Here is a 21,835-nt window from a genome sequence, read left to right as displayed (position 1 = left end):
GAATATGGGAGGTGTTCGGATGAAGTTGCCAATCAAGGCTGGGGAAACGTCCGCAGGAGAGGGCATGGGCGGTGTGAACATATGCATCTCTACCTGCTAAAATATAGGCATCGTTATTCGGCTCCTGAGTGGAAAGGAGACGGTCATGCAGTACGAGATCGGCGGAGGGGCTTTCCCGGTTGTTACGTGCAACCTTAGCGATGGCGAATCCATGATCACCGAAAGCGGCGCCATGGCTTGGATGACCCCCAACATGGAAATGTCTACCTCGGGCGGTGGCATCGGCAAGATGTTCTCCAAGGCTTTTTCGGGTGAGGCATTGTTCCAAAACATTTGGACCGCGCGTGGCGATGGCATGATCGCGTTTGGCTCCTGCTTCCCCGGCCGCATCGTGCCAATCGAGATCGGTCCGGGCAAGAGCTGGATTTTGCAGAAGCGTTCGTTCCTTGCCGCGGAAAGTGGCGTCGAGTTGAGCATTCACTTTAACAAGAAGGCAAAGGCCGGCGTCTTTGGCGGCGAGGGCTTTATCATGCAGAAGCTCACGGGCTCGGGTGTTGCTTTTGCCGAGATCGACGGCGACCTGGTTGAGTACGAGCTCGCTGCTGGCCAGCAGATGATTGTGGATACCGGCAACGTGGCCGGCTTTGAGGAGACCGTGAGCATCGACGCTCAAATGGTCAAGGGCGTCAAAAACATCATGTTTGGTGGCGAGGGCGTGTTCAACACCGTGCTCACCGGTCCCGGTCGCATCTGGTTGCAGACGATGCCCATTTCCAATCTTGCGGCAGCAGTGGCCTCGATGACCAACAACAATAACTAGTCCGCATAGGATAGCGCGCGGCGGGCTTACCCTGTCGCGCGCTTTTTTGCTGGCAAACGCCTCGCTTATAGAGTGTGGCTGCGCTGCTACAGCGAGCGTTGTCATCTCGTCACCCTGATAGCTTGCGGCAAGCGTGGCAATGAGGAGTGAGAATTTGAGTGCTCAGTCCCAAGGCATAATGGCGGCCATGCCAACAAGCAAAAACGAGTTGCCGGTGTCACGGAAAGGCAGGCGTCGGTCGATTCCACGTGAGACGGCTGTGCCGATCTGCACGGCCGCCCCTGCGCGTCCCGCGCTGCCCCCAAAGAGGTACGTTTCCCCATATAAAACCTGCCAAAATAAACCTGTCTCTTTTTGATAGGTGCGAAATGGGTAATACTAAAGAGTTATCCGACCAGATGGGAACCGATCGATGGCCTATATCGAATTTAAAGACGTCATCAAAGCATACGGCGAGGGCGATGCCCGCATTCACGCGCTCGACGGCGCGAGCTTTACCGTTGAGCGTGGCGAGCTTGCCATTATCTTGGGCGCTTCGGGCGCCGGTAAAACCACGGCGCTCAACATTCTGGGTGGCATGGATACGGCGACTTCCGGCACCGTGACGGTGGACGGGCGCGATGTGAGCTCCGCTAACGAGGCGCAGCTCGTGGAATACCGCCGCGCCGACGTCGGCTTTGTCTTCCAGTTCTACAATCTGGTCCCCAACCTGACGGCGCTCGAAAATGTTGAGCTTGCGGCGCAAATCTGCCCCGATTCGCTCGATGCCGAGCAAACGCTTTGCCAGGTTGGCCTGGGCGACCGCCTTGCTAACTTCCCCGCGCAGCTATCGGGCGGCGAGCAGCAGCGTGTGTCCATTGCCCGCGCGCTGGCCAAAAACCCCAAGCTGCTTCTATGCGACGAGCCCACGGGCGCCCTCGACTACAAAACCGGCAAGCAGATCTTGCAGCTGCTGCAGGACACCTGTCGCAAGCAAGGCATCACGGTCATTATCATCACCCACAACTCCGCGCTGGCGCCCATGGCCGATCGCCTGATCCGCTTTAAGAACGGCCGCGTGGAGAGCGAGACGGTCCAGCAAAATCCCGTGCCGATCGAGACGATCGAGTGGTAGCGCCCATGAATCAGGACCGCCAAAACAGCCAACGCCGCGACGCGCAGAACACGGAGCGAGAGCAGGATTTTACGACCTACCGCACTGCCCAAAGCTCAAACGATATGGTGCCGGCGGTGTTTCGCCGTGGCATCTACCGCACAATCCGAGGCAGTCTTAAGCGCTTCTTGTCCATCGTGGTCATCACCGCGCTCGGCGTGAGTGTGATGTGCGGTCTTAAGGCGGGCTGCGAGGACCTGTGCGATTCGGTTGACGCCTATTTTGACCAGCAGAATGTCTATGACATTAATGTGCAGTCGACCTATGGTCTTACGCGTGACGATCTTGCGGCCATTCAAGAGGTCGACGGCGTCGAGACGGCCGAGGGTATCTACACCGAGACCGCCTACACCGCCGTGGGCACAACGCGCGAGCGCGTGGTCGTGCAAAGTCTCTCCAAGGAGAACATCGATCAGCCAGTGCTCGTGAACGGCGATTTGCCCGAGGGCGCCGATGAGGTCGCGGTAACTTCGAAGTTCCTGAAGGCTTCGGGCAAAAAGCTCGGCGATACGGTGAGTTTTGCCGCCAATGACGCGAGCTCGTCGAACCAAAGCGCCAAGGATCAGTTTGCCGCGGGCGAGTACACCATTACGGCCGAGGTCCTCGATCCTACCGACGTGAGCTCCGACTCGACAGTCAACGCCTTTCGCGCTGCTTCGGCGGCGGACTATAAGTTCTATGTGAGCGAGGATGCTGCGACATCTTCTTCCTACTCCGCGGTCCACGTGGTCGTCGAGGGAGCCAAGAGCCTCAACTCCTATTCGGATGCCTACACGACAAAGATCAACGAGGTCAAAGGCAATATCGAGAAGATCCGCGAGGAGCGTGAGAAGGTGCGCGTCCAGGAGTTGACGGTTGACACGCCGACAAGCTTGGATACGGCCGAGCGTCAGGCCGCCATGCTCTTTGGGATCGAGCAGGACAACATCAATCGCATGGCCGAGGGCAGCGACGAGCGTGCGCAGGCGCAAGCCGACCTGGACCAGCGCCGCGCCGCCGCCGACCAGCAGTTTGCCGATGCCCGCGCCGAGCTCTCTGACCTAGGCGAATGCACCTGGTACATCCAGGACCGCGGCAATATCGCAAGCTACTCGAGCGTCGAGAGCGATAGTTCTTCGATCGAGGCCATCGCCACGGTGTTCCCGTTCATCTTCTTTATCGTCGCCGTGCTTATCAGCCTCACCACCGCCACCCGCATGGTCGAGGAGGAGCGCACACTAATTGGCCTGTACAAGGCGCTCGGCTATTCACGCGGGCGTATCCTGTCCAAATATGTGGACTACTCGCTGTGGGCGTGTCTGATCGGTGGCGTGCTCGGCAATATCATCGGATTTGTGGGTCTGCCGCTGTTCTTGTTTACGGTGTTCGACGACATGTACTCGCTGCCCCAGATGCTACTTTCGTACGACATCGTGTCCTCGATCGTTTCGGTGGCGCTGTTTGCCGTGGGCGTGGTGGGAGCCACGATTATCGCCTGCCGCCACGAGATGGCCGAGACCCCTGCCTCGCTCATGCGCCCCAAGGCTCCGCGCGCCGGTTCGCGCATTCTGCTCGAGCGCATCGGCTTTATCTGGCACCGCATGGGCTTTTTGAACAAGGTCGCTGCACGCAACCTGTTCCGCTACAAAAAGCGCGCCTTTATGACCATCTTTGGCATTGCGGGATGCACGGCGCTCGTGATCTGCGGTATGGGTATCCGCGATACGTCGGTCGCGCTGTCGCCCAAGCAGTACGGGCACATCACGCGCTACGACTTGCTGGCGGTCGCCAACCCCGACGATTTTTCGCAGACGTGCGCAGCACTGGATGAACGCAGTGCAGCCAAGGATTCCAACGTGACCGTGACTTCGACGCTGCCAATTATGACAGACAACGTCACCTTTACATTTGGCGGTAAGAGCGAGACCGTGCAGCTCATCGTGATTCCCGACGACCGCACGGGTGACTTGGGCGATTACGTGCGCCTGGAGGATGAGTCCAAAGAACCGCTCGCCCTGCGTGACGGGGATGTGTATTTGAGCAAGAGCTCTCAGCTGGTGCTGGGGATCAAGCCGGGTGACACGGCTCACGTCCAGGATTCGTCGCTCAATGTTGCCAAGGTCAAAGTCAGCGACATCTCGCTCAACTATCTGGGCAATACGCTTTACATGACGCAGGGCACCTATGAGCGCGCGTTCGGTCGAAGCGCGCGCCTTAACGGCATCCTTGCGCTGCTTAAGGGTTCGTCGGCCGATCAGATTGCGTTTACCGACCGTCTTAAGAGCGATGGTTGGATTGCGCTGTCGAGTACCGCCGAGCATTGGGAAAACTATGAGGCAAACTTTACGATTATCAATTCGGTCGTGGTGCTTGTGACCTTTATGGCGGCGTGCCTGTCGTTTGTGGTGGTATTTACGTTGTCTAACACCAACATCTCGGAGCGCGAGCGCGAGCTGGCGACTATCAAGGTGCTGGGCTTCCGTCGCGGCGAGGTGCACCACTACGTCAACAAGGAGACGTTAATCCTCACGGCGATTGGCGCCGCGTTGGGCGTGCCGCTGGGTAGCCTGCTGGCCGAGAGCTTTACGTACATTCTGCAGATGCCGTCGCTCTACTTTGACGTTGAGGTCGAGCCGCTGAGCTACGTGCTGTCCGTTCTGCTGGCCTTTGCCTTTACGTTTATCGTCAACCTCGCTACCAATCGCACCCTCAACAAGATCGACATGGTCGGCGCCCTCAAGAGCGCCGAGTAACCTGCCAAAAAGGGACAGGTTTATTTTGGCAGGTTTTATCTGGGCAAACGCCGGACAACCATTAGGTGGCCCGGCGTTTGCCCCGTCAAACGGGCTTTCCATTTGCCTTTCATTCTATTTGGTTTTCGCTCACAGGCGTGGATGAAGGGCTTTCTCCAGCCTTCGAGATTGGGCTTGAATGGGTCGTATGCCGCAAAACGGGCCTATCTACTACGTTTGCTACCACACCCTCGACCATGACAAAGATTATGAAATTAAAACCGCAGGTAGAGGGCTTGCAAATATTCGGAAAAGGTGGGTATGGTCGGCCCTCTCGAGTTAAACGTAGTAAATAGGCCCTTTTCTTGGCGCGTGGTCAGCTCAATGCTAATCTCCGTGCCGGAACTGACCCAGTTGTTTGTAGGTTGCGGTGATATACGGACTGTTTGGCGCTTTGGAGCTTCAAAACAGTCCCTATCTCACCGCAACTTAGGAGAAGGGCGGGGGTGGTTGGGTGCTGGTGGGTCGGAGCGTGTTAGGCCTGTTTGCGGTGCTTCCATTGTTTGCGGCACCAGCGCATGAGCGCCTTTATGACGGGAATCGTGATGAGGATGATCCATGCAGGATGGGGCTGTCCCAAACAGAGCCACATGTAGAGGAACCAAGCGATGGCGGCTGCCGGGTAGATGGCCTCGATCAGCTTAGACAGGTGGCGCCGATCGATGAAGTCACCAATCGCGTAGTAGACGGGAACCAGAAAGACGAGGAAAAGCCCCATGCCCCATGTGCCGTAGACAATGCCGAGCACCAGATAGGCGAGAGCGACAAGTGCGGGGAAGGGAAACTTGTTCCACGCACGACCGACCTTGGTGTGGAAATGCTTGCCATGATGGTCGAGCTTGTCGTGTGCTTCCTTCCAGCTGGAGAACGTCTCGCCGTCGATGGCGACGGTGCCGTCGTCATTGGTACGCACGCTATGTCCATCGTCCTCAAGCGTATCGATATGCACGCCGCCCGGCCCCACATGCACCTCTTCGCCCTTGCGCTCGTTGGTCACATGGATGCCGTCCCAGCCAACATGGACTTCCTCGCCTTTATTGGGATCAATGACGTGGATGCCGCGCGCGAGGGAAATATCGACAAGTGGTTTGTCGCCGCAATCGGCGTGCTCGGCAGAATCTTCGGCCTCTTTAGCCTCATCCACCGTTTCGGTGCTGCCGTCCTCTGAGCCATTGGCATCACTAGCCGCTTCCCCATACAACAGCTCATCCAGCGAGACGCCATACAGCGCGGCGAGCGCAATAAGGTTATCGGTATCGGGCGAGGATTCGCTGCGCTCCCATTTACTGACAGCCTGACGACTCACACCCAGCTGGGCGGCAAGCGCCTCCTGAGAAAGCCCGGCGGCCTTGCGGCGATCAACGAGCCGCTGCGCCATCGCAAGATTCATAGCAGTTCCTTTCATGTGGTGACCGTAATCGAATGAGCCGAGTATGCCGAGAACAACCGGTAGCGACCACCATTTCTAGTTAGAATCTGCTCCGACCCTACCGCAACTATCGGTAGCAACCCCTAACGACCAGCCATTTCAGGACAAATGTCAGTGCAAGTAGCAGCCAAGAGCTCCCACTCAGTAAGTTGCGGTGGAATAGTTCCTAAATTCAGCCATTTGCGGGCTAAGCAGGAACTATTTCACCGCAACTGAATTTCAGACCAGGCACCCGCAGCAAGAAGATGAATAGCCTCGGCGAGTGTGTAAACGCAGGGCCCTCCGACCCCGCCCGACGATTTCGATTGGCGACCTTTGACGGAGTCAAGGGAGGAGCCAAATCGAAATACGTCGGGCGGGGTCGGAGGGCCCGATGGGATGGATTTCGGCCGAGGCTATTCGTCGCCGAAGCTGATGCCCAACGCCTTGGCCTCGCGTACCAGATCGCTCTGCGGGTCGACATATTTGAGCTTGCCGGCGACATCCTCGAGCGGCATGTGGCACATCTTGCCGTCGCGCAGGGCAATCATGTAGCCAAACTCGCCGCGCAGGCAGCCGAGTGCCGCCTCGACGCCACACTGGGTCGCAAAGATGCGGTCCTGGGCGTCGGGCTGACCGCCGCGCTGCGTGTGACCGGGGATCGCGACGCGGGTCTCGCGACCGGTCTTGGCCTCGATCTCCTTGGCGATGTCGTACACGATTGACGGGCTCGTGCGCTCGGCGAGTTTCTTCTTGTACTCCTTCTTGGACAGCGCCGCGTCCTCCTTGGAGATAGCGCCCTCGGCGACGGCCACGATGGTAAAGCGGCTGCCGGTCTCCATGCGATGCTCGATGGTCTTGATGACGTTGTCCATGTCGTAGGGGATCTCGGGAATCAAGATGACGTCCGCGCCGCCCGCGACGCCGGCATACAGCGGAATCCAACCGACCTTGTGGCCCATGATCTCGATGACAAACACGCGGCCGTGACTCGAGGCAGTGGTGTGGATGTCGTCGATGCACTTGGTGGCGACGTCGATGGCGCTCGTAAAGCCAAACGTCAACTCGGTGCCCCAGGTGTCGTTATCGATGGTCTTGGGCAGGGCGATAACGTTGAGGCCCTCTTCGCGCAGGCGGTTGGCGGTCTTGGTGGATCCGTTGCCGCCCAGCATAAACAGGCAGTCGAGCTGCAGCTTGTGATAGGTGTGGACCATCGCCGGCACCTTCTCGACGCCATCGGCCTCGGGAATGTCCAGACGCTTGAACGGTGTGCGGCTCGTGCCCAGGATGGTGCCGCCGCGGGTGAGGATGCCGCTAAAATCGGCGGGCGACATGACGCGGAACCTGCTGTAGATAAGGCCCTGGTAGCCGTCCTCAAAACCGTAGATCTCGATAGGCTCTTCGCTATTGGTCATGAGCGTTTTGACGATGCCGCGCATGGTGGCGTTGAGCGCCTGGCAGTCGCCGCCACTGGTAAGAAGACCGATCCTGAGCATGATGAATCCTTCCGGGCAAGTTATAACTTGCGCATAAGTTTACCCCCGCACACTGTTGATGCGGAGGTAAAACGTGTTAGCTCAAGCGTATAGAAATGTAAGCAACGTCAGGCGAGCGTAAGGTCGACGGGCCTGGCTCCTTACAGTGCGAAGGCGTCGATGTCGCCCCAGTGGCGGCGCAGCGTGATGGCGGCAGCGGGCTCGGTGTTGTCGAAGACGACCGACCACTGCGTGTTGCTGGTGATGTCTTCCGGATTGGGCTCTTGCGCTGCAGCGCGTAGGGCCTTCCAAGCGACTGCCTCGTCTTGGGCGCCGGCATGGGCGTCGAGGACATCGGCGATTGCGACGGCGCGCTCTTTACCATGGCCCAGCTCGCCATTCTTTTGGTTGGGCAGCACTTCGTCGCCATAGCAGGCGTAGAAGTTCGTAACCTGGCGTACAGGAGTCGCTTTGAAAGCGCGGTCCGGATCGCGCGGATCCCACTCTACTACGCGCGCGTCACCGGCGACGTCGTTGATAAAGAAGTGGTAGTCGCGTCCGGCCATGGCGTGCATGTCGTAGCTGGCGAGCAGGTCCACGGCCTCCTGCGTTGTGGCCGCACGGTCGAGCACCAGGCGGATGGCAAGCGAGGTGTTGATGACGGGTCGTTGCGTGTCCTGGTCACAGGGTTTGGAATCCAGGGTGAGCACGGCAATGGACACGCCGCACTCGTTAACACCGTCGAGCTGGGCAAACGGGCCCATCAACGCCGCAGCGCGTCCGCCGACGGAGTCGAGCGGAGTGTTATCGCCCAGGTTGTTAAGGGCGGCAAACCCGATGGAGGCATAGCCGCCGCGTGGGTGATTGCGCACCAGCAGCGCCGAGGTGTCGTCCTTAAAGTCGTAATTGCGACCGGTGCGCACGCGGCCTTCGGCATCTACGGCGACAAAGGCGCTGCAGGCAAACTGGGGTGCCTGGACATGTGCCGGCACACCGGGCAGCACCTGTGCCACCACGGCATCGATGTAGGCCTGGTCGTCGCGCACGCCAGCGGCGATGATGCGATCAAGATCGTAGTCGTAGGCGATGTCGATTGCGTACAGGTCATAGCCATCCGCGTTGCCGGTCAAGCGTTTGAGTGACGCGGCGGACTTGATTTGTTTGTGATAAACGATACCGGTGGCAGCGGCAAGGCCGGCGGCGACTCCCGCGACACCGCAGGCGATGGCAATGTTACGTGGCTTCATGACGGCTCCTTTCGTCCTGTTAGCGTAATTGTCGCAAAAGGAGTGCGGACATGATGGCTCAACTTGGCGAGCGGCGCGGGATTAAACATGGAATGAAAGGTACGACATTGGCGTGGCGGGGTATGCTGGAGGAGACCATCAACCCAGTGAAAGGGGAGAGCATGACGGATCAGGAAACGCCCGAGAGCGCGCACGTGACGGCCGATGATATCGAGGCCGCCAACGACCTTATCGACTTTATCGAGGCATGCCCCAGCATGTTCCATACGGCGGCGACCATTATGGCCGAGCTCGACGAGGCGGGCTTTACCTACCTGCCCGAGAATGCGGCGTGGGACATCGAACCGGGCGGGCGTTATTACACGCAGCGCAATACCTCGAGCGTTGTTGCCTTTAAGGTGGGCGAGGACCTGGCTGCTACGTGGGGCGAGGACGGCGTTGCCGGCGACTATCATTTTCAGCTCACGGCGTCGCACAGCGATTCGCCGACGTTTAAGGTCAAGGCCGTGCCTGAGCTTGACGGCGCGGGCGAGACGCTGCGCCTGAACACCGAGGCCTACGGCGGCATGATCGACTACACCTGGTTCGATCGCCCGCTGGCGCTGGCTGGACGCGTGTTGGTACGCGAAGGCGACCGTATTGAGAGCCGCCTACTTTCCACCGAGCGCGAGGTCGCTATTATCCCGAGCCTTGCCATCCATATGAATCGTGGCGTTAATGAGGGCTTTGCGCCCAACCGCGCCGTCGACCTGTGCCCGCTCATCAGCGCCGGTGACCTTAAGCAGGGAGATTTTGACGCCCTGATCGCCGACGAACTGGACGTTGAGCCCGAGCAAATTTTGGGCCGCGATCTGTTCCTGGTCAATCGTCAGGATGCGCGCATTTGGGGCTGGGCCGATGAGTTTATCTCGACGCCCAAGCTCGACGACCTGGCATGCGCCTACACCTCGCTGCAGGCATTTTTGGGTGCCGAGAATGCGCACGACGTTTCGGTTTTCTGCTGCTTTGATAACGAGGAGGTTGGCTCCGAGACCAAGCAGGGCGCCATGTCGACGTTCTTGGCCGACGCGCTGCGCCGCATTAACGGATCGTTGGGCTTTGACGACGAGTCGTACCATCGCGCCCTTGCCGCCTCGATGCTTGTAAGCTGCGACAACGCGCATGCCGTGCACCCCAACCACGCCGAGAAGTGTGACGCCCGCAACCAGGTTGTGCTCAACGGCGGCATCGTCATCAAGGAGGCCGCCAACCAGCACTACTGCACCGATGCCTTTAGTCGCGCGGTGTTCCAGGCCATCTGCGATGACGCCGACGTGCCCACGCAGGCCTTTGCCAACAAGAGCGATATGGCCGGCGGTTCTACCCTGGGCAATCTGTCCAATATGCAGGCGAGCATGCATGCCGTGGACGTGGGCCTGCCGCAGCTTGCCATGCACTCGAGCTACGAGACCGGCGGCGTGCGCGACGTAATGTACGCCATCCGCGCCCTCACCGCCTTCTACGAGCGTGACCTGACCATCAACGGCGCCGAAAGAGTGGAGCTCTAAAACCTGCCAAAAAGGGACAGGTTTATTTTGGCAGGTTTTATCTGGGCGAATGCAAAGGGTGAAACCGAACTAGATCTGCGATACGTGGCCGCCGAGGTGCAGTGCGCCTCGGCGGCTTTTTGTGTACAGAGTACGGCTAATGCTTATAAATGCTATACATGCTTTACGTATCTACCATAGAGCTTTATGATATTTTGAAGTATTAAGGAGGGGTCATGACCACAACAGCCGCTCAGATCAACGTACGTCTCGATGCCGATCTTAAAAGGAGTGGGGACGCCGCTCTCTCCAAGGCCGGTATGACGCCGAGCCAAGCGGTGCGAGCGCTCTGGCAGCTTGCAGCATCGCTGGCCGATCGCCCCGGTGCGCTCGAGGATATCCTGCTGCCCAGTCGTGCCCGGGCGGAACAGCGCGAGCGCGAAAAGGCCGCCAAACGTAAGCTCGAGCTTATGGATCAGGGGTCGAAGCTGTTCGCTGCCGCTTGCTGTGAGTCGGGAATCGATATGGTCAAGGCTCAGCCATCGGACGACGAAGAGCTCAAACGGAATGCCTATGCGGATCGCTATGGCGAGGAGATGAGCTGGCTCTATGAGTGAGACTCCAAAGCGCATCTTGGTTGACACCAACGTGTGGCTCGATTACTTCATTCCCTCACGACGTGGTCGTTCGGTGGCGATTGAGTTTTTACGCGATGCATGCACGGCGCAGGTTGATTTGCTGTATGCGGCGACATCGTCCAAAGACCTGTTTTATTTGATTTCAAGCGAACATAAGGCATGGTATCGGCGAGAGCACGGTTCGCTTTCCCAGTATGCCGCTACGGTAGCGACTTCGCTTGCATGGGATTGTCTTAGCGTGCTGTCGCAGCTTGCCACGCCAGTGCCCTGTGACCTGAGCGACATCTGGATGGCGAGCAGACAGCGTGAGCTCCATAGCGATTACGAAGACGATTTAATCATTGCGGCAGCGATACGCGCTCAAGCAGATCTACTGGTCACCAACGATGTCAAACTCTGTTCACACGCACCCGTTGCAGCAATGAGCGTAGAAGACGCAAAGAATTACTTAGCAACGCTCTAGCAATTTGAAGACCCTGCAGGTTGAGCAAACGTCAGCGAGAGCCCGCCAGAGTGAGCAAGGTGACGTGAAAGAGGAGGGCATAGGCCTTTTGGCCATGCCCGACGATTGAACGTCAGATTGCCGCTCTGGCGGGCTCGCAGCGTCGAGGGGTTCCGGCGTTTGGCAAAACGCCGGAACAATTAGTGTTCGATCCAGCAGCGCAGGGTCTCGCCGGCCTGCAGGTGACGCAGATTCTCCGCGGCGATGTCGACGACGTTGTTGAGCGTGGCTGCCAGGTGGAACCAGCCGGAGACGTGCGGCGTGATGAGCATGTTGGGCGCATCCCACAGGGGGCTTGTCGCGGGCAGCGGTTCGGGGTCGGTGACGTCGACCGCGGCGCCGGCGAGATGTCCCGACTCCAGAACGGCAACCAAGTCATCGGTGACCACAAGGTCGCCGCGGCCGCCGTTGGCAAAGAAGGCACCTGGTTTCATCGCGGCAAAGAACTCGGCGTTCGCCAGACCGCGGGTCTCGGGCGTGCTCGGCATAAAGGATGCGACGATGTCGGCCTCTGCCAGGCGCTCAGGTAGGGCGTCCATGCCGTCCATGTCCTCAAACACAATGGGGTAGACGAGTGGATGGCGCTTGATGCCGCGGACGTGCGCGCCCATGCCGCGGCAGAGCGTGGCAAAGTGACCGCCGATATCGCCCGCGCCCAGCACCAGCACGTTGGCGTTTTTGAGCGAGGTAACTGGCCCCAAATCCTCCCAGCGATGTTCGCGCTGCAAGTCGTGATAGCCGGGCAGGCGCTTCATCATGGAAAGGACCATGGCAAACATGTGCTCGCTCACGGCCTGGCCGTAGGCGCCCACCGAGCAAGACAGTTTGGCGTCGGCTGGCACGGTGCCGGCGGCAAGGTAGTCGTCATAGCCGGCGGTCTGCAATTGCAGCAGCTGGAGATGCTCGCATGCCGTGAGCATGTCAGAGTCGATGTTGCCCAAGATCACGTCGGCGTTGGCGACTTGTTCGCGCGTGATAGCGTCGGCGCTCGTGTAGATAAAGTCCTCGCCCGGAGCGCTCGACTCAAGAATTGCGCGATGGTGGTCGTTGACGGGCAGCAAAACCAAGATGTTCACAAGTAGTCCTTTCCGCTTGACCCGCCAAAAAGGGACAGGTTTATTTTGGCGGGTTTTATCAGGCAAAACGCTATAAAAACGCCGGGCTTCGCGATGGTTAACATATCCATCGTGAAGCCCGGCGCATCCACGGCTACCAGCTCAGCAGCTCGTAGCCGTCCTCGGTCACCACGAGCTGTACCTCGCACTGGGCCGAATCGCTGCCGTCCTTGGTGCGCACGCACCAGCCGTCGCCCTTGCTGATCTTGATGTCGGGCGCTCCGGCGTTGACCATGGGCTCGATGGTAAAGACCATGCCCGGCACCATGATGGTGTCCACATCGGGCGCCTCGGTGGTAAAGCCCACAAACGGGTCCTCGTGGAACTCCTTGCCGATGCCGTGTCCGCCGTACTCGCGCACCACGCTAAAGCCGGCGTCCTCGACGGTCTTTTGTACTGCCTCGGCCATAACGGAGAGCGGTAGCCATGGCTTGACGGCTGCCAGACCCGCCTCCACGCTGGCACGGGTGACGTCGACCAGGCGCTGGCGCTCGGCCGAGACCTCGCCGATGCAGAACATGCGGCTCGAATCACTAAAGTAACCGTCCAAGATCGTGGAGCAGTCTACGTTGATGATGTCGCCCTCGTGCAGCACGTCCGTATCGCAGGGAATGCCGTGGCAGACCACATCATTGATCGAGGTGCACACGCTCTTGGGGTAGCCCTCGTAGTTGAGGTCGGCCGGCGTGCCACCGTGCTCGACGGTGTAGTCGTAGATCATCTGGTCGATCTGGTTGGTGGTCATGCCTGCGGCGATATGCTCGCCCACATAATCGAGCACGCCCACGTTGATGGCTGCCGAGCGCTTGATGCCCTCGATATCGGCGGGAGTCTTGTAGAGCGTGCGAGGCAGAACCTCCCAGCCTTCTTCCCACAAGCGCTCGAGGCGCTCATCAAAGGCGCTATGGCATTTCTTGTATTTCTTGCCGCTGCCGCACCAGCAAGCGTCGTTGCGGCCGGGCACGGGTCCTTTGTCATACATGGCTAACTTCCTTTCATTCGCAGCTAGTATAGCCCACCCACGCGGCCATAAAAGTTGCGGTGATATAGTTCCGATTTAAGCGGTTTAACAGCACAAATAGGAACTATATCACCGCAACTGATGGGGCGGGATGGCGGGCACTAGCTGCTGCGTGGTTTTGCTAGTAGCTCACCTGGCAGGGAATACCGAGGGCGCGCACGCGCGCGGCAATGGCGTCGAGCACCTCGGGCGCTGCTTTGGCAAGGCCGGCGACTGGTGTCTCGCGCGCGACCGTGTAGATGGTCGCCTCCTGCGGACGAATGCGCTCAAGCGCCGCGAGCCAGGGGGCAACATACTCCTCGCCGGTATTGTCGATGAGCTTGCCCTGATACTCGCCGGTCAAAAAGATCGTCTGGATAATAACGTGACCGTCAAAGCTTGCGAACGTCTCGATCTGGTGTTCGACGTTGTAGGGGCCAACAGGCTGGTCGAGCAGCTGGATAAACGCCGGGTCGACGGTATCGAGCTTAAGAATGTTGTCGTCGACCATCATGAGCGCGTCGTGCACCTCGGGGCGGTCGGCGCGTGTGCCGTTGGAGAGCACGGCGATCTTGGAGTTTGGGGCAAGCTCGTCGCGCAGTGCGACGGCGCCGGCGATGGCCCGTGGAAACTCCGGTGCGGCGGTGGGCTCGCCGTTGCCTGCGAAGGTGATTACATCGGGGAGCTCGCCCTCGGCTGCCATCTCGCGCAGCTTTGCCTCGAGCGCTTCGAGTACCACGGCAGCCGTGTTATACGGCTCATGGCAGGGGCGCTCGGCGTTGAGGCCGTTCTCGCAGTAGATGCAGTCGAACGTGCAGATTTTGCCGCTGGCCGGCATCATGTTGACGCCGAGCGAGAGACCAAGGCGACGGCTGCGAACGGGCCCAAAGATGGGGCTGGCATTCAAAAACGTAGACATAGGCATATGCTCCTCAAGACAATTGTGCCTAAGCATAGCATCGGCTCCAAAGCAAGGTGTGGGCTCTTGCTTTACAAGTTTCGTTTTTTCACGTCGCTCATGATGCCGTGCCATGAAAAGCCTCGGGTCGGGTAAAGTTAATCTGTTAACAAGGTGTAAGGCAATGCGGGTCTATCCAACCGCACTGACGTGCAACTGGATGAGCATTGATGACGGGGGCACAACATGGATTTTACGGTCGAGAATGCGGGCACCACGATCGCCTGTCGCGAATATGTCGGCCCGGATGTGTCGCCTGATGCTCCTGCCTTGGTGTGCGTGCACGGCGCTTGTGTCGACGGCACATTTTTTGACGGTATCGCTTGTGAGCTCAGCCGCAACTACCGCGTAATTGCCTACGACCGCCGCGGCTGCGGTGGCAGCAGCGATGCGGCAGACGGCAGCTATGATCTTGCCGCTCAGGCCGCCGACCTGCAAGCCGTGATCGAACACGTTGGCGCTCCGGCAAATGTGCTTGCGCATAGCGCCGGTACGTTGGTGGCGCTGGAGCTTCTTCGCACCGAACCCCATCTCGTTGCCCGTGCGATTCTGCATGAGCCGGCTGTGTCGGACAAAGGCGTCGGTATGGGCGCAGCTCCGGTTTTGCTCGATATGATTGCGGCGGGAAAGGTTTCAAGGGCGCTCCGGCTTTTCTTGGGAGCCCTCGGCGACTTGGACCCCGAGGCTCCTGGAACGACCGAAGCGGAAGCCAAACATGCCCTGCGCAACGGCCGCAGTTTCATGGCAAACGAATACGGGATTGCTATGACCTGCGTTCCCGATTGGGATAGCGTTCGCGCGTCAAAAACGGTGGCCGCCGTGCTCCTGGGCGAGCTCTCGATTGGCACATCCCGCGAGGCTGGTACGCGAGCGGCTGCCGAATATCTCGATTGCCCCCTCGTGACAATCCCGGGCGCGCACAACGGCCTGCGCGATCGCCCGGCAGCGGCTGCCCAGACTGTCCGTAGCATCCTGGAGCTCTAGCAGCCGTAAAAATCAAAACAGTCTTCACTCGCAAACGTTTCGGCCGTGTTAACAAATGTGCTCAAAACCTCACGTCTGCGGCTTCAATCGCGCCGCCTGCCAACTCATAAAAATGTAACAGCATTCACGTGCTTACCTGCATCGGCAAGGTGTTACCCTTGTAACATTTGGAACCCACCGCTACCATGCGAAACTATCGAAAGGGCCCCATATGCTCAATAATCACGAGGTCAATCTAACCGACGAGGAGGCTGCCGCCGAGGTCGCCCGTGTCGCGAAGACCTACCCCGTGGTGCGTTTGCTGTCGGCCGATCAGATTAAGAGTGAGCCTAACTGCCTGCTCGCCGGTGATCGGTGTCCTTGTCTGCGTCAGTCAAGTCTTGAGGCTTTGGCAGACTCCGATGAGGTGTCGGAGCAACTGCTCAATGATGGCACTGAGTACCGCGCCCGTCTACGCCCTTTGAAGGTCGAGGGCGAGCCTCACGTCTTGCTGATGGTGCGTCCGATCGATGAGCAAGAGGCCGCAGAAGAGGACCTTGTCTACACCGACGTGCTGACGAATGTGCGCAATCGCCGATATTACGAGGAAAAGCTCCGTAGCACCCGCGTGAATGCCGGCGTTGCGGTGATCGACCTTGATGATTTTAGGGTCTTCAACGATACGTGTGGCCGTCATGCCGGCGACCTTGCGCTCGGTGCTGTGGCGACAGCCATGCGCAGCGGAATCCGTTCGACTGACGAGCTTGTGCGCTATGGCTGCGACAAGTTTGTGGTTGTCATGCCCAATATTCCCTCCGATGACTTCACCCGTCGCCTGCATCAGGTGTCCGATGCCGTTCGTTCCACGATTATTCCGGGTCATGAGTACGTGAGCTTGACGGCATGTGTTGGTGGCGTTCGCATTCATGGCGAGACGGTCGATGAGGGCGTTGGCCGCGCTGCCCAGTTACTGAGCCGCGCTAAGGCAAAAGCCGGTACGGTCGTGACCGATGCCGATTCCATCGAGGCCTTCCAAAGCGAAAAGCCTTTGGTGCTTATTGTCGATGACTCCGAGATGAACCGAGTCATTCTCAACGAGATGCTCAAGGACGAGTATTGTATCCTCGAGGCCGATAACGGTCGTGCGGCGCTCGACATGGTCGACCGCTATGGCGATGAGTTGTCGCTCGTGCTGCTGGACATTATCATGCCGGGCATAAGTGGCTTTGAGGTACTGGCCGATCTGTCGCGCCGATCGGGTATCGACAATCTGCCTGTCATCATGATCTCGAGCGAAGATTCCGATGATATGGTTCTGCGCGCGTACGAGCTGGGCGCCTCGGACTATATCAACCGCCCGTTTGACTCCCGTGTCGTGCGCCGCCGTGTAAGCAACACCATCCGCCTATACGCCAAACAGCGCCGCCTGACGAACCTGCTGTCCCAGCAGTACAACGAGCGCGTCAAGAACAGTCGCATGCTCATCGACATCATGGCCGGCGTCATGGAGCTTCGCAACGGCGAGAGCGGCAGACACGTTACGAACATCGAGAAGCTGACCGAGCTGCTGCTTGGCTGTCTGGTCCAGCGTAGCGGCACGGTCTCCCTCGACAATGAGGAACGCTCTACGATCGCCCTGGCTTCGGCGCTGCACGATATCGGCAAGATGTCGATTGACGATGCGATCCTCAACAAGCCCGGGCGCCTTACGCCCGAGGAGTTCGAGATCATGAAGACGCATACCACGATCGGCGCCGATATGCTGCTTAAGCTGGGTAGCCATCACGCCGGCAATGCGCTTATGGAATATGCGTACCAGATTGCGCGTTGGCATCACGAGCGCTGGGACGGCAAGGGTTATCCCGATGGCCTCAAGGGCGACGATATCCCCATCGCCGCGCAGGTGGTTTCAGTGGCTGACGTGTACGATGCACTGACGAGCGTGCGCGTATACAAGGACGCTATCCCGCACGAGGAGGCGATCCAGATGATCCTGGACGGTAAGTGCGGCACCTTTAACCCGCTGCTGCTCGATTGCCTGCTCGAGGTGCAAGACCAAATTGCCGAGACGTTGGCACGCCCCGCCGACGTCGTCGCGTTTCCCACGATTTAGTTTGACCAAAGGAGTTTTTAATCCATGATTTCCATGCGTGAGGCATATGAGAAGATCGGCGCTAATTATGACGACGCGTGCGCTCGGCTGATGGGCGGGGAAATGCTTGCCCGCTTTGCCCTCAAGTTTTTGGATGACGAGAGCATGGACAAGCTGGAGGCCGCCATGGCGGCGGGAGACGCCGAAGGTGCGTTTATGGCAGCGCACACGCTCAAGGGCGTGAGCCAGAACCTGGGATTCGATAATCTGTACGAGCCGGCGGTTGTGGTGACCGAAGCGCTGCGCGGCGCCGATGCCGTTGACGGCGCTCGCGAGGGAATGCATGCGCTGCAGCAGCAATATGCGGCAACGATGTCGGCCTTGCGCGAGGCGGCCGAGTAAGAGCTCGCGAGCCTTGATGACTATGAGCGTGGATAATCTCCCGTTTTAGGCCCGGTGGCGGCCTCAAAGTGGGAGATTATCCACGCTCGTTCGATACGTGTCCAAAAATCCACGCTCACCTCTTCTGATTAGTGAATTGCCTATGCACACTGTCGGGGCTTTCCGCATGCAATCCATATCGTTGTTCGATAAACTGTTCGAATAACGATAGAGTCGATGAGGGTGAGTGTATGTCCAACAGCGTTCAGCGTATGGCCAAGGCGGGCGAAAATATCAGGAAGCTCGGTTTTTGCATGGCAGCCGTTTTTGCAGGGATGCTCGTCGCTTTTGCCGCGTTGGTTGTTTACGTGATCTGGTATGCGGTTGCAAACGTTGCTTCTGTCGATTCTTTCGGTGTCGTGACGCTTCTCGATGGCGGGTGCATCGTTATCCCAAGCGGACTGTGCATGGCGCTTGTTATGGGTATTTCGCTTGTCGTTCTGTGCGGGATCAGCCGTAACATCTCGCGAGGCGTCTCGCCCTTTACCAAGACGCATGTGCGGCTTATCCGTGTTCTCGCGCTTGCCTTTGCTGTTAACGCCGCGGTTTCGCTTGTTGGTGCCTATGGATCGGTCAATCTCACCATTGGCGGACTGGAGCTTTACATCGTGCCTCATTCCTTCGTTATTGAGATTTGCCAAGGCGCTACCTTTGATGCGGGGTCGTTTATCGGCGCAGTTGTCTGTTTATTTATCTCGGCGATCTGGAGTTATGCCTCGCTGCTCCAAGAGCAGTCTGACGAGCTTGTGTAGGAGGAAACATGAGCTATCTCATCATCGAGCTTGAGACGCAGCTGCTTAAGACCGGAAAGACCAGTGCTGATCTGATTCGGGCGACGGGGCATACTCCGGCTAATATTTCAAAGCTTAGAAACGGAAAGATAAAAGCTATTCGCCTAAAGACGCTCCTCGATATCTGTGATGAGCTTGATTGTCAACCGGGAGATATTATTCAGCGCGTGAGTGAGAAAGAGCTTGAGGAGCTTATTGTTGAGCGTGCAAAAAACGTTGTGAGGCAGATGCGGGACGGCGGAGGCAATGAGGCGTCGCTTCCGACATCAGTCTTTGCTGTCGATTTGAGCGACGAGTAGCTTAAGGCGAACAACTAAAACGAAATATCAGCGTGAAGGGACCCGTGTCTAACACGGGTTCTTTCTTTTAGATTATCTTGGCAAATATGAGTTATCGAAAAACAATAACAACTATGGAAAACGATAAAGTAAAGAAGGAACGATATGAGCGGTTTTGCTATCAAGCGGAACGGGAGGCCAATGAACGCATCGACGATAAGGCTATCAAGGGTGTCAAAGCGCTATGGGAGGCGCCGCGTTTTGCATGACGTTTCCTTCGAGGTGGATCAGTCTGAGCTTTGCGCCCTTGTTGGTGCAAACGGGGCGGGCAAAAGCACGCTTATTAAAATAGTGCTGGGCCTCTGTGAGCCATCGTCGGGGAGCGTGGAGCTCTTTGGAGGCAAGTCGAAAAAAGAGCTGAGCTTGATGCGGACGCGTGTCGGCTATGTGCCAGATTCCTGCGGAGCATACCAATCCCTCAGTGCGGCTGAGAATCTTCGGATCCGATGTGCGGAATGGGGACTCGATGAGAAACGTGAGGTTCCTCGCGTCTTGGGCCTAGTCGGGCTGGACGTCGATGAGAAAAAGAGCGTGAGCAGTTTTTCTCTGGGAATGAAACGGCGACTGGATATAGCTACGGCTTTATTGGGCGACACCGACGTACTAATTTTCGATGAGCCGGCAAATGGATTGGATCCGTTGGGCATCGAGAGTATATGGGCCCTTATCGGTCGATTGAATCGGGAGCAGGGCAAAACCATGCTTATCTCTAGCCACGACTTGGATGAGCTGGCATCGGTTGCAACAAGCTGCCTGTTTCTTCATGACGGTGAACTGCTAAAAAAGGAATCGATGGACGTCATAAGGGATGAGGCGCCATCCCTAAAAGAGTATTACAGGCGCTTGATGAAGGCGGTCTCGCTATGAAGCGGGCGATCCATCCCATAAAGGCAGATATGATGCGTTTGCACAGGATATTTCCGGCGAAGTTTGGTCTTGCGCTTATGCTGGCGTTCGGCCTTCTCTTCGGCATCTTTCTAAAAAACGGAACAACGTTGCTCGCCTTTGGCTATGGCGTTTGTGGGGAGGATATTGGTTTCCTCTGGAATGCAATCGATCCTTCTGCGCCTGATGAGTCCCTTGCGCGCAGCGCTTTTGCCGGTACATCCCTGTTCGTTCCACTCATCGTTTGTTTGGTGCTTTTACAGGAGCATGGCTATAAAGAGGGGCACCGAATTTCTTCGGCAAGAGGTCTCAACCGCTTTTATGGGGCTCTAGCCCATGCATTTTCGTCTGCTTTAATAATTGGCGCAGCGTATAGCGCGCTTTGCCTTCTTCTTTTTGCAATAGCCATAATACGTGGAGGGCATAACTACTCGCACAACATACTAACTGTATTTTTGCCTGCAATGATAGTCAACGCCGTATTGGTGATATCGGTTGCGCTGGAGACGGTGACCATCTATCGGATAACGGGCAGCGCTGTATTGAGTGGGGCCGTGGTGATAGTCGGATTTGTCATGAGCTTGACGCTCTACGGAGCCTTCCTTCAGGCACCTATACCATCCTTGCGATGGATCTTCTTCCTTCCGGGGCCGTACCTTGGAGTCGGATGTGCCCTTGGGTATAGCGATATGGGGCAGCTGACGCTTCTGGGATATGGCGTGGCAGCCAGCTGTCTATCGGTATTGATTTACGCTCTCTTGAGCTTTCGCGCTGGGGGTGTGCTCAATGGCTCGTCAGATTAAAAGACTTCTCCAGTCAGAATTGAAGCATGTGAGCAAATGGGCGTACGCCTTAATCCTGGTAATTTATGCGTACATGGTGATATTGCAGCTTAATTCTTTCCCGATGTGGTTCTGTAGCCTCCGTGAGAACAGTTTCTTGGGTTTTTTCCCAGACCCGACGCTTCGGCTATCGGCGGAGGATGTCCTTCTATTTGGCAATGCAGAGGTTTTTCGCGGTCTGCTGTTCAACGTAGCCCCGTTGGCCCATGCATTGTTCTTTCCGTTCATCGCGGCTTGCATTGTGCCGCGCTTTGTCAGTTCGGGCTTTGTCGAGGAACCGTGGGGGTTGTCGGAGGCTCGGGGAGGGAAGCGTGTGTGCGCTATCGTTGCGCGAGTGGTGCTATCTTCTTTTGCCCTTTTGGGCGCGTTTGTCCTGTCGAGTGTCGTTTTGTACTGTCTTAACTGCGCAATCGTTTCGGATGCTCAGCAGTATTTCAACCTGCATGTATTTTGCTATCGACTTCTTCTGGCGAGTGCCGTCTGTCTTGCATATGTGGTCTCTTGCGTGATCGCTGTTTCCTATTTTGGGGCCGGCTTCGGTCCGATTGGCATGCTGCTGCTTGTCAACGTCGTAGCGATCTACATACAGATCGGGGCCAATTCCATGCTTCCGCTTCCAGCCTCGATGCTCATGTGGATTTGCGGCGTGACCCCGTTGGGGAATGGTCAATGCATTTCGATTTTAATTGACTGTCTCATAAACGTAGCAAGCGTTGTTGCCATTTGCTTTACTGTCGACCGATTGCGGTCGAGATTTCTCTGATTGTTTGTGAGGGATAATCATACCGAGCATATCAAATACAGGGGGGGCGGGCACCGTAGCTGGTGTCCGCCCATTACAGTCTGAAATAGGCCATCGATAAATTTCGA

The 21,835-nt window shown here is 57.7% G+C and carries 20 protein-coding genes and 1 pseudogene; 14 read left to right on the top strand and 7 right to left on the bottom strand.

Annotated elements, in window-relative coordinates; genetic code table 11:
• Positions 1–145: 145 nt before the first annotated feature.
• Positions 146–820, top strand: a complete 675-nt coding sequence (locus DW925_RS09575) for a TIGR00266 family protein (RefSeq protein WP_117629922.1) — start codon at positions 146–148, stop codon at positions 818–820.
• Between the two features lie 162 nt (positions 821–982).
• On the opposite strand, the pseudogene DW925_RS10395 reads toward DW925_RS09575, so the two are convergent.
• Positions 983–1,123, bottom strand: a pseudogene (locus tag DW925_RS10395) (hypothetical protein); the annotation flags it as partial.
• Between the two features lie 109 nt (positions 1,124–1,232).
• On the opposite strand from DW925_RS10395, the gene DW925_RS09565 reads away from it, so the two are divergent.
• Positions 1,233–1,934 carry an ABC transporter ATP-binding protein gene (locus DW925_RS09565; protein ID WP_117790890.1) on the top strand — a complete coding sequence of 234 codons (702 nt, stop codon included), beginning with the start codon at positions 1,233–1,235 and terminating at the stop codon, positions 1,932–1,934.
• 5 nt (positions 1,935–1,939) lie between these two features.
• Entirely contained in the window at positions 1,940–4,705 is a 2,766-nt protein-coding gene (locus DW925_RS09560; protein ID WP_233540270.1) for an FtsX-like permease family protein, read from the top strand.
• Positions 4,706–5,219: 514 nt separating this feature from the next.
• Here the strand turns inward: DW925_RS09560 and DW925_RS09555 are convergent.
• From DW925_RS09555 to DW925_RS09545, 3 genes are all read right to left on the bottom strand, one after another.
• Entirely contained in the window at positions 5,220–6,134 is a 915-nt protein-coding gene (locus DW925_RS09555) for a helix-turn-helix domain-containing protein (RefSeq protein ID WP_117790889.1), read from the bottom strand.
• Between the two features lie 434 nt (positions 6,135–6,568).
• Positions 6,569–7,648: a 6-phosphofructokinase gene (locus DW925_RS09550; protein ID WP_117790888.1), complete on the bottom strand. Its 1,080-nt coding sequence runs from the start codon at positions 7,646–7,648 to the stop codon at positions 6,569–6,571.
• A gap of 140 nt (positions 7,649–7,788) precedes the next feature.
• Complete coding sequence (locus DW925_RS09545; RefSeq protein WP_117790887.1) at positions 7,789–8,874, bottom strand: carcinine hydrolase/isopenicillin-N N-acyltransferase family protein; 1,086 nt, start codon at positions 8,872–8,874, stop codon at positions 7,789–7,791.
• Between the two features lie 161 nt (positions 8,875–9,035).
• Here DW925_RS09545 and DW925_RS09540 point away from each other — a divergent pair, with 161 nt between their 5' ends.
• The 3 genes from DW925_RS09540 to DW925_RS09530 all read left to right on the top strand — a co-directional run bounded on the left by DW925_RS09540 (position 9,036) and on the right by DW925_RS09530 (position 11,501).
• The gene (locus DW925_RS09540; RefSeq protein ID WP_233540269.1) at positions 9,036–10,421 is read left to right on the top strand and encodes a M18 family aminopeptidase; all 1,386 of its coding nucleotides are present in this window, start codon (positions 9,036–9,038) and stop codon (positions 10,419–10,421) included.
• 215 nt (positions 10,422–10,636) lie between these two features.
• Positions 10,637–11,017, top strand: coding sequence for a translation repressor RelB (locus DW925_RS09535; RefSeq protein WP_117584152.1), 381 nt, complete (start codon positions 10,637–10,639; stop codon positions 11,015–11,017).
• The gene (locus tag DW925_RS09530; RefSeq protein ID WP_117629925.1) at positions 11,010–11,501 is read left to right on the top strand and encodes a PIN domain-containing protein; all 492 of its coding nucleotides are present in this window, start codon (positions 11,010–11,012) and stop codon (positions 11,499–11,501) included. The genes DW925_RS09535 and DW925_RS09530 overlap by 8 nt, the downstream gene beginning before the upstream one ends.
• A gap of 179 nt (positions 11,502–11,680) precedes the next feature.
• On the opposite strand, the gene DW925_RS09525 is transcribed toward DW925_RS09530, so the two are convergent.
• The 3 genes from DW925_RS09525 to DW925_RS09515 form a co-directional block, all read right to left on the bottom strand.
• The gene (locus DW925_RS09525) at positions 11,681–12,616 is read right to left on the bottom strand and encodes a D-2-hydroxyacid dehydrogenase (RefSeq protein WP_117584150.1); all 936 of its coding nucleotides are present in this window, start codon (positions 12,614–12,616) and stop codon (positions 11,681–11,683) included.
• Between the two features lie 133 nt (positions 12,617–12,749).
• On the bottom strand, positions 12,750–13,637 hold the full coding sequence (gene map / locus DW925_RS09520) for a type I methionyl aminopeptidase (RefSeq protein ID WP_117584149.1): 888 nt from the start codon (positions 13,635–13,637) through the stop codon (positions 12,750–12,752).
• 160 nt (positions 13,638–13,797) lie between these two features.
• Positions 13,798–14,574 carry a radical SAM protein gene (locus tag DW925_RS09515; protein ID WP_117584148.1) on the bottom strand — a complete coding sequence of 259 codons (777 nt, stop codon included), beginning with the start codon at positions 14,572–14,574 and terminating at the stop codon, positions 13,798–13,800.
• 225 nt (positions 14,575–14,799) lie between these two features.
• Here DW925_RS09515 and DW925_RS09510 point away from each other — a divergent pair, with 225 nt between their 5' ends.
• The 8 genes from DW925_RS09510 to DW925_RS09475 all read left to right on the top strand — a co-directional run bounded on the left by DW925_RS09510 (position 14,800) and on the right by DW925_RS09475 (position 21,728).
• Complete coding sequence (locus tag DW925_RS09510) at positions 14,800–15,597, top strand: alpha/beta fold hydrolase (protein ID WP_117584147.1); 798 nt, start codon at positions 14,800–14,802, stop codon at positions 15,595–15,597.
• Between the two features lie 211 nt (positions 15,598–15,808).
• Positions 15,809–17,689 (top strand): diguanylate cyclase, encoded by a 1,881-nt coding sequence (locus DW925_RS09505; protein ID WP_117790886.1) that lies wholly within the window; start codon positions 15,809–15,811, stop codon positions 17,687–17,689.
• 24 nt (positions 17,690–17,713) lie between these two features.
• Entirely contained in the window at positions 17,714–18,070 is a 357-nt protein-coding gene (locus DW925_RS09500) for an Hpt domain-containing protein (protein ID WP_089572324.1), read from the top strand.
• Between the two features lie 251 nt (positions 18,071–18,321).
• Positions 18,322–18,861 carry a hypothetical protein gene (locus DW925_RS09495; RefSeq protein WP_147327752.1) on the top strand — a complete coding sequence of 180 codons (540 nt, stop codon included), beginning with the start codon at positions 18,322–18,324 and terminating at the stop codon, positions 18,859–18,861.
• A gap of 8 nt (positions 18,862–18,869) precedes the next feature.
• On the top strand, positions 18,870–19,199 hold the full coding sequence (locus DW925_RS09490; RefSeq protein WP_089572320.1) for a helix-turn-helix transcriptional regulator: 330 nt from the start codon (positions 18,870–18,872) through the stop codon (positions 19,197–19,199).
• A 144-nt stretch (positions 19,200–19,343) separates the two neighbouring features.
• A complete protein-coding gene (locus DW925_RS09485; RefSeq protein ID WP_117584143.1) occupies positions 19,344–20,105 on the top strand; it encodes an ABC transporter ATP-binding protein in 762 nt (253 codons plus the stop codon).
• Positions 20,102–20,926: a hypothetical protein gene (locus DW925_RS09480; RefSeq protein ID WP_117584142.1), complete on the top strand. Its 825-nt coding sequence runs from the start codon at positions 20,102–20,104 to the stop codon at positions 20,924–20,926. The genes DW925_RS09485 and DW925_RS09480 overlap by 4 nt, the downstream gene beginning before the upstream one ends.
• Positions 20,910–21,728 (top strand): hypothetical protein, encoded by an 819-nt coding sequence (locus DW925_RS09475; protein ID WP_117637639.1) that lies wholly within the window; start codon positions 20,910–20,912, stop codon positions 21,726–21,728. The genes DW925_RS09480 and DW925_RS09475 overlap by 17 nt, the downstream gene beginning before the upstream one ends.
• The last annotated feature ends 107 nt before the right edge of the window (positions 21,729–21,835 follow it).

Source organism: Collinsella sp. AM43-1, from assembly GCF_003467925.1.
GTDB lineage: Bacteria > Actinomycetota > Coriobacteriia > Coriobacteriales > Coriobacteriaceae > Collinsella.
The sequence above is the reverse complement of the archived record's forward strand: the minus strand, read 5'-3'. Positions and strand labels throughout refer to the sequence as shown.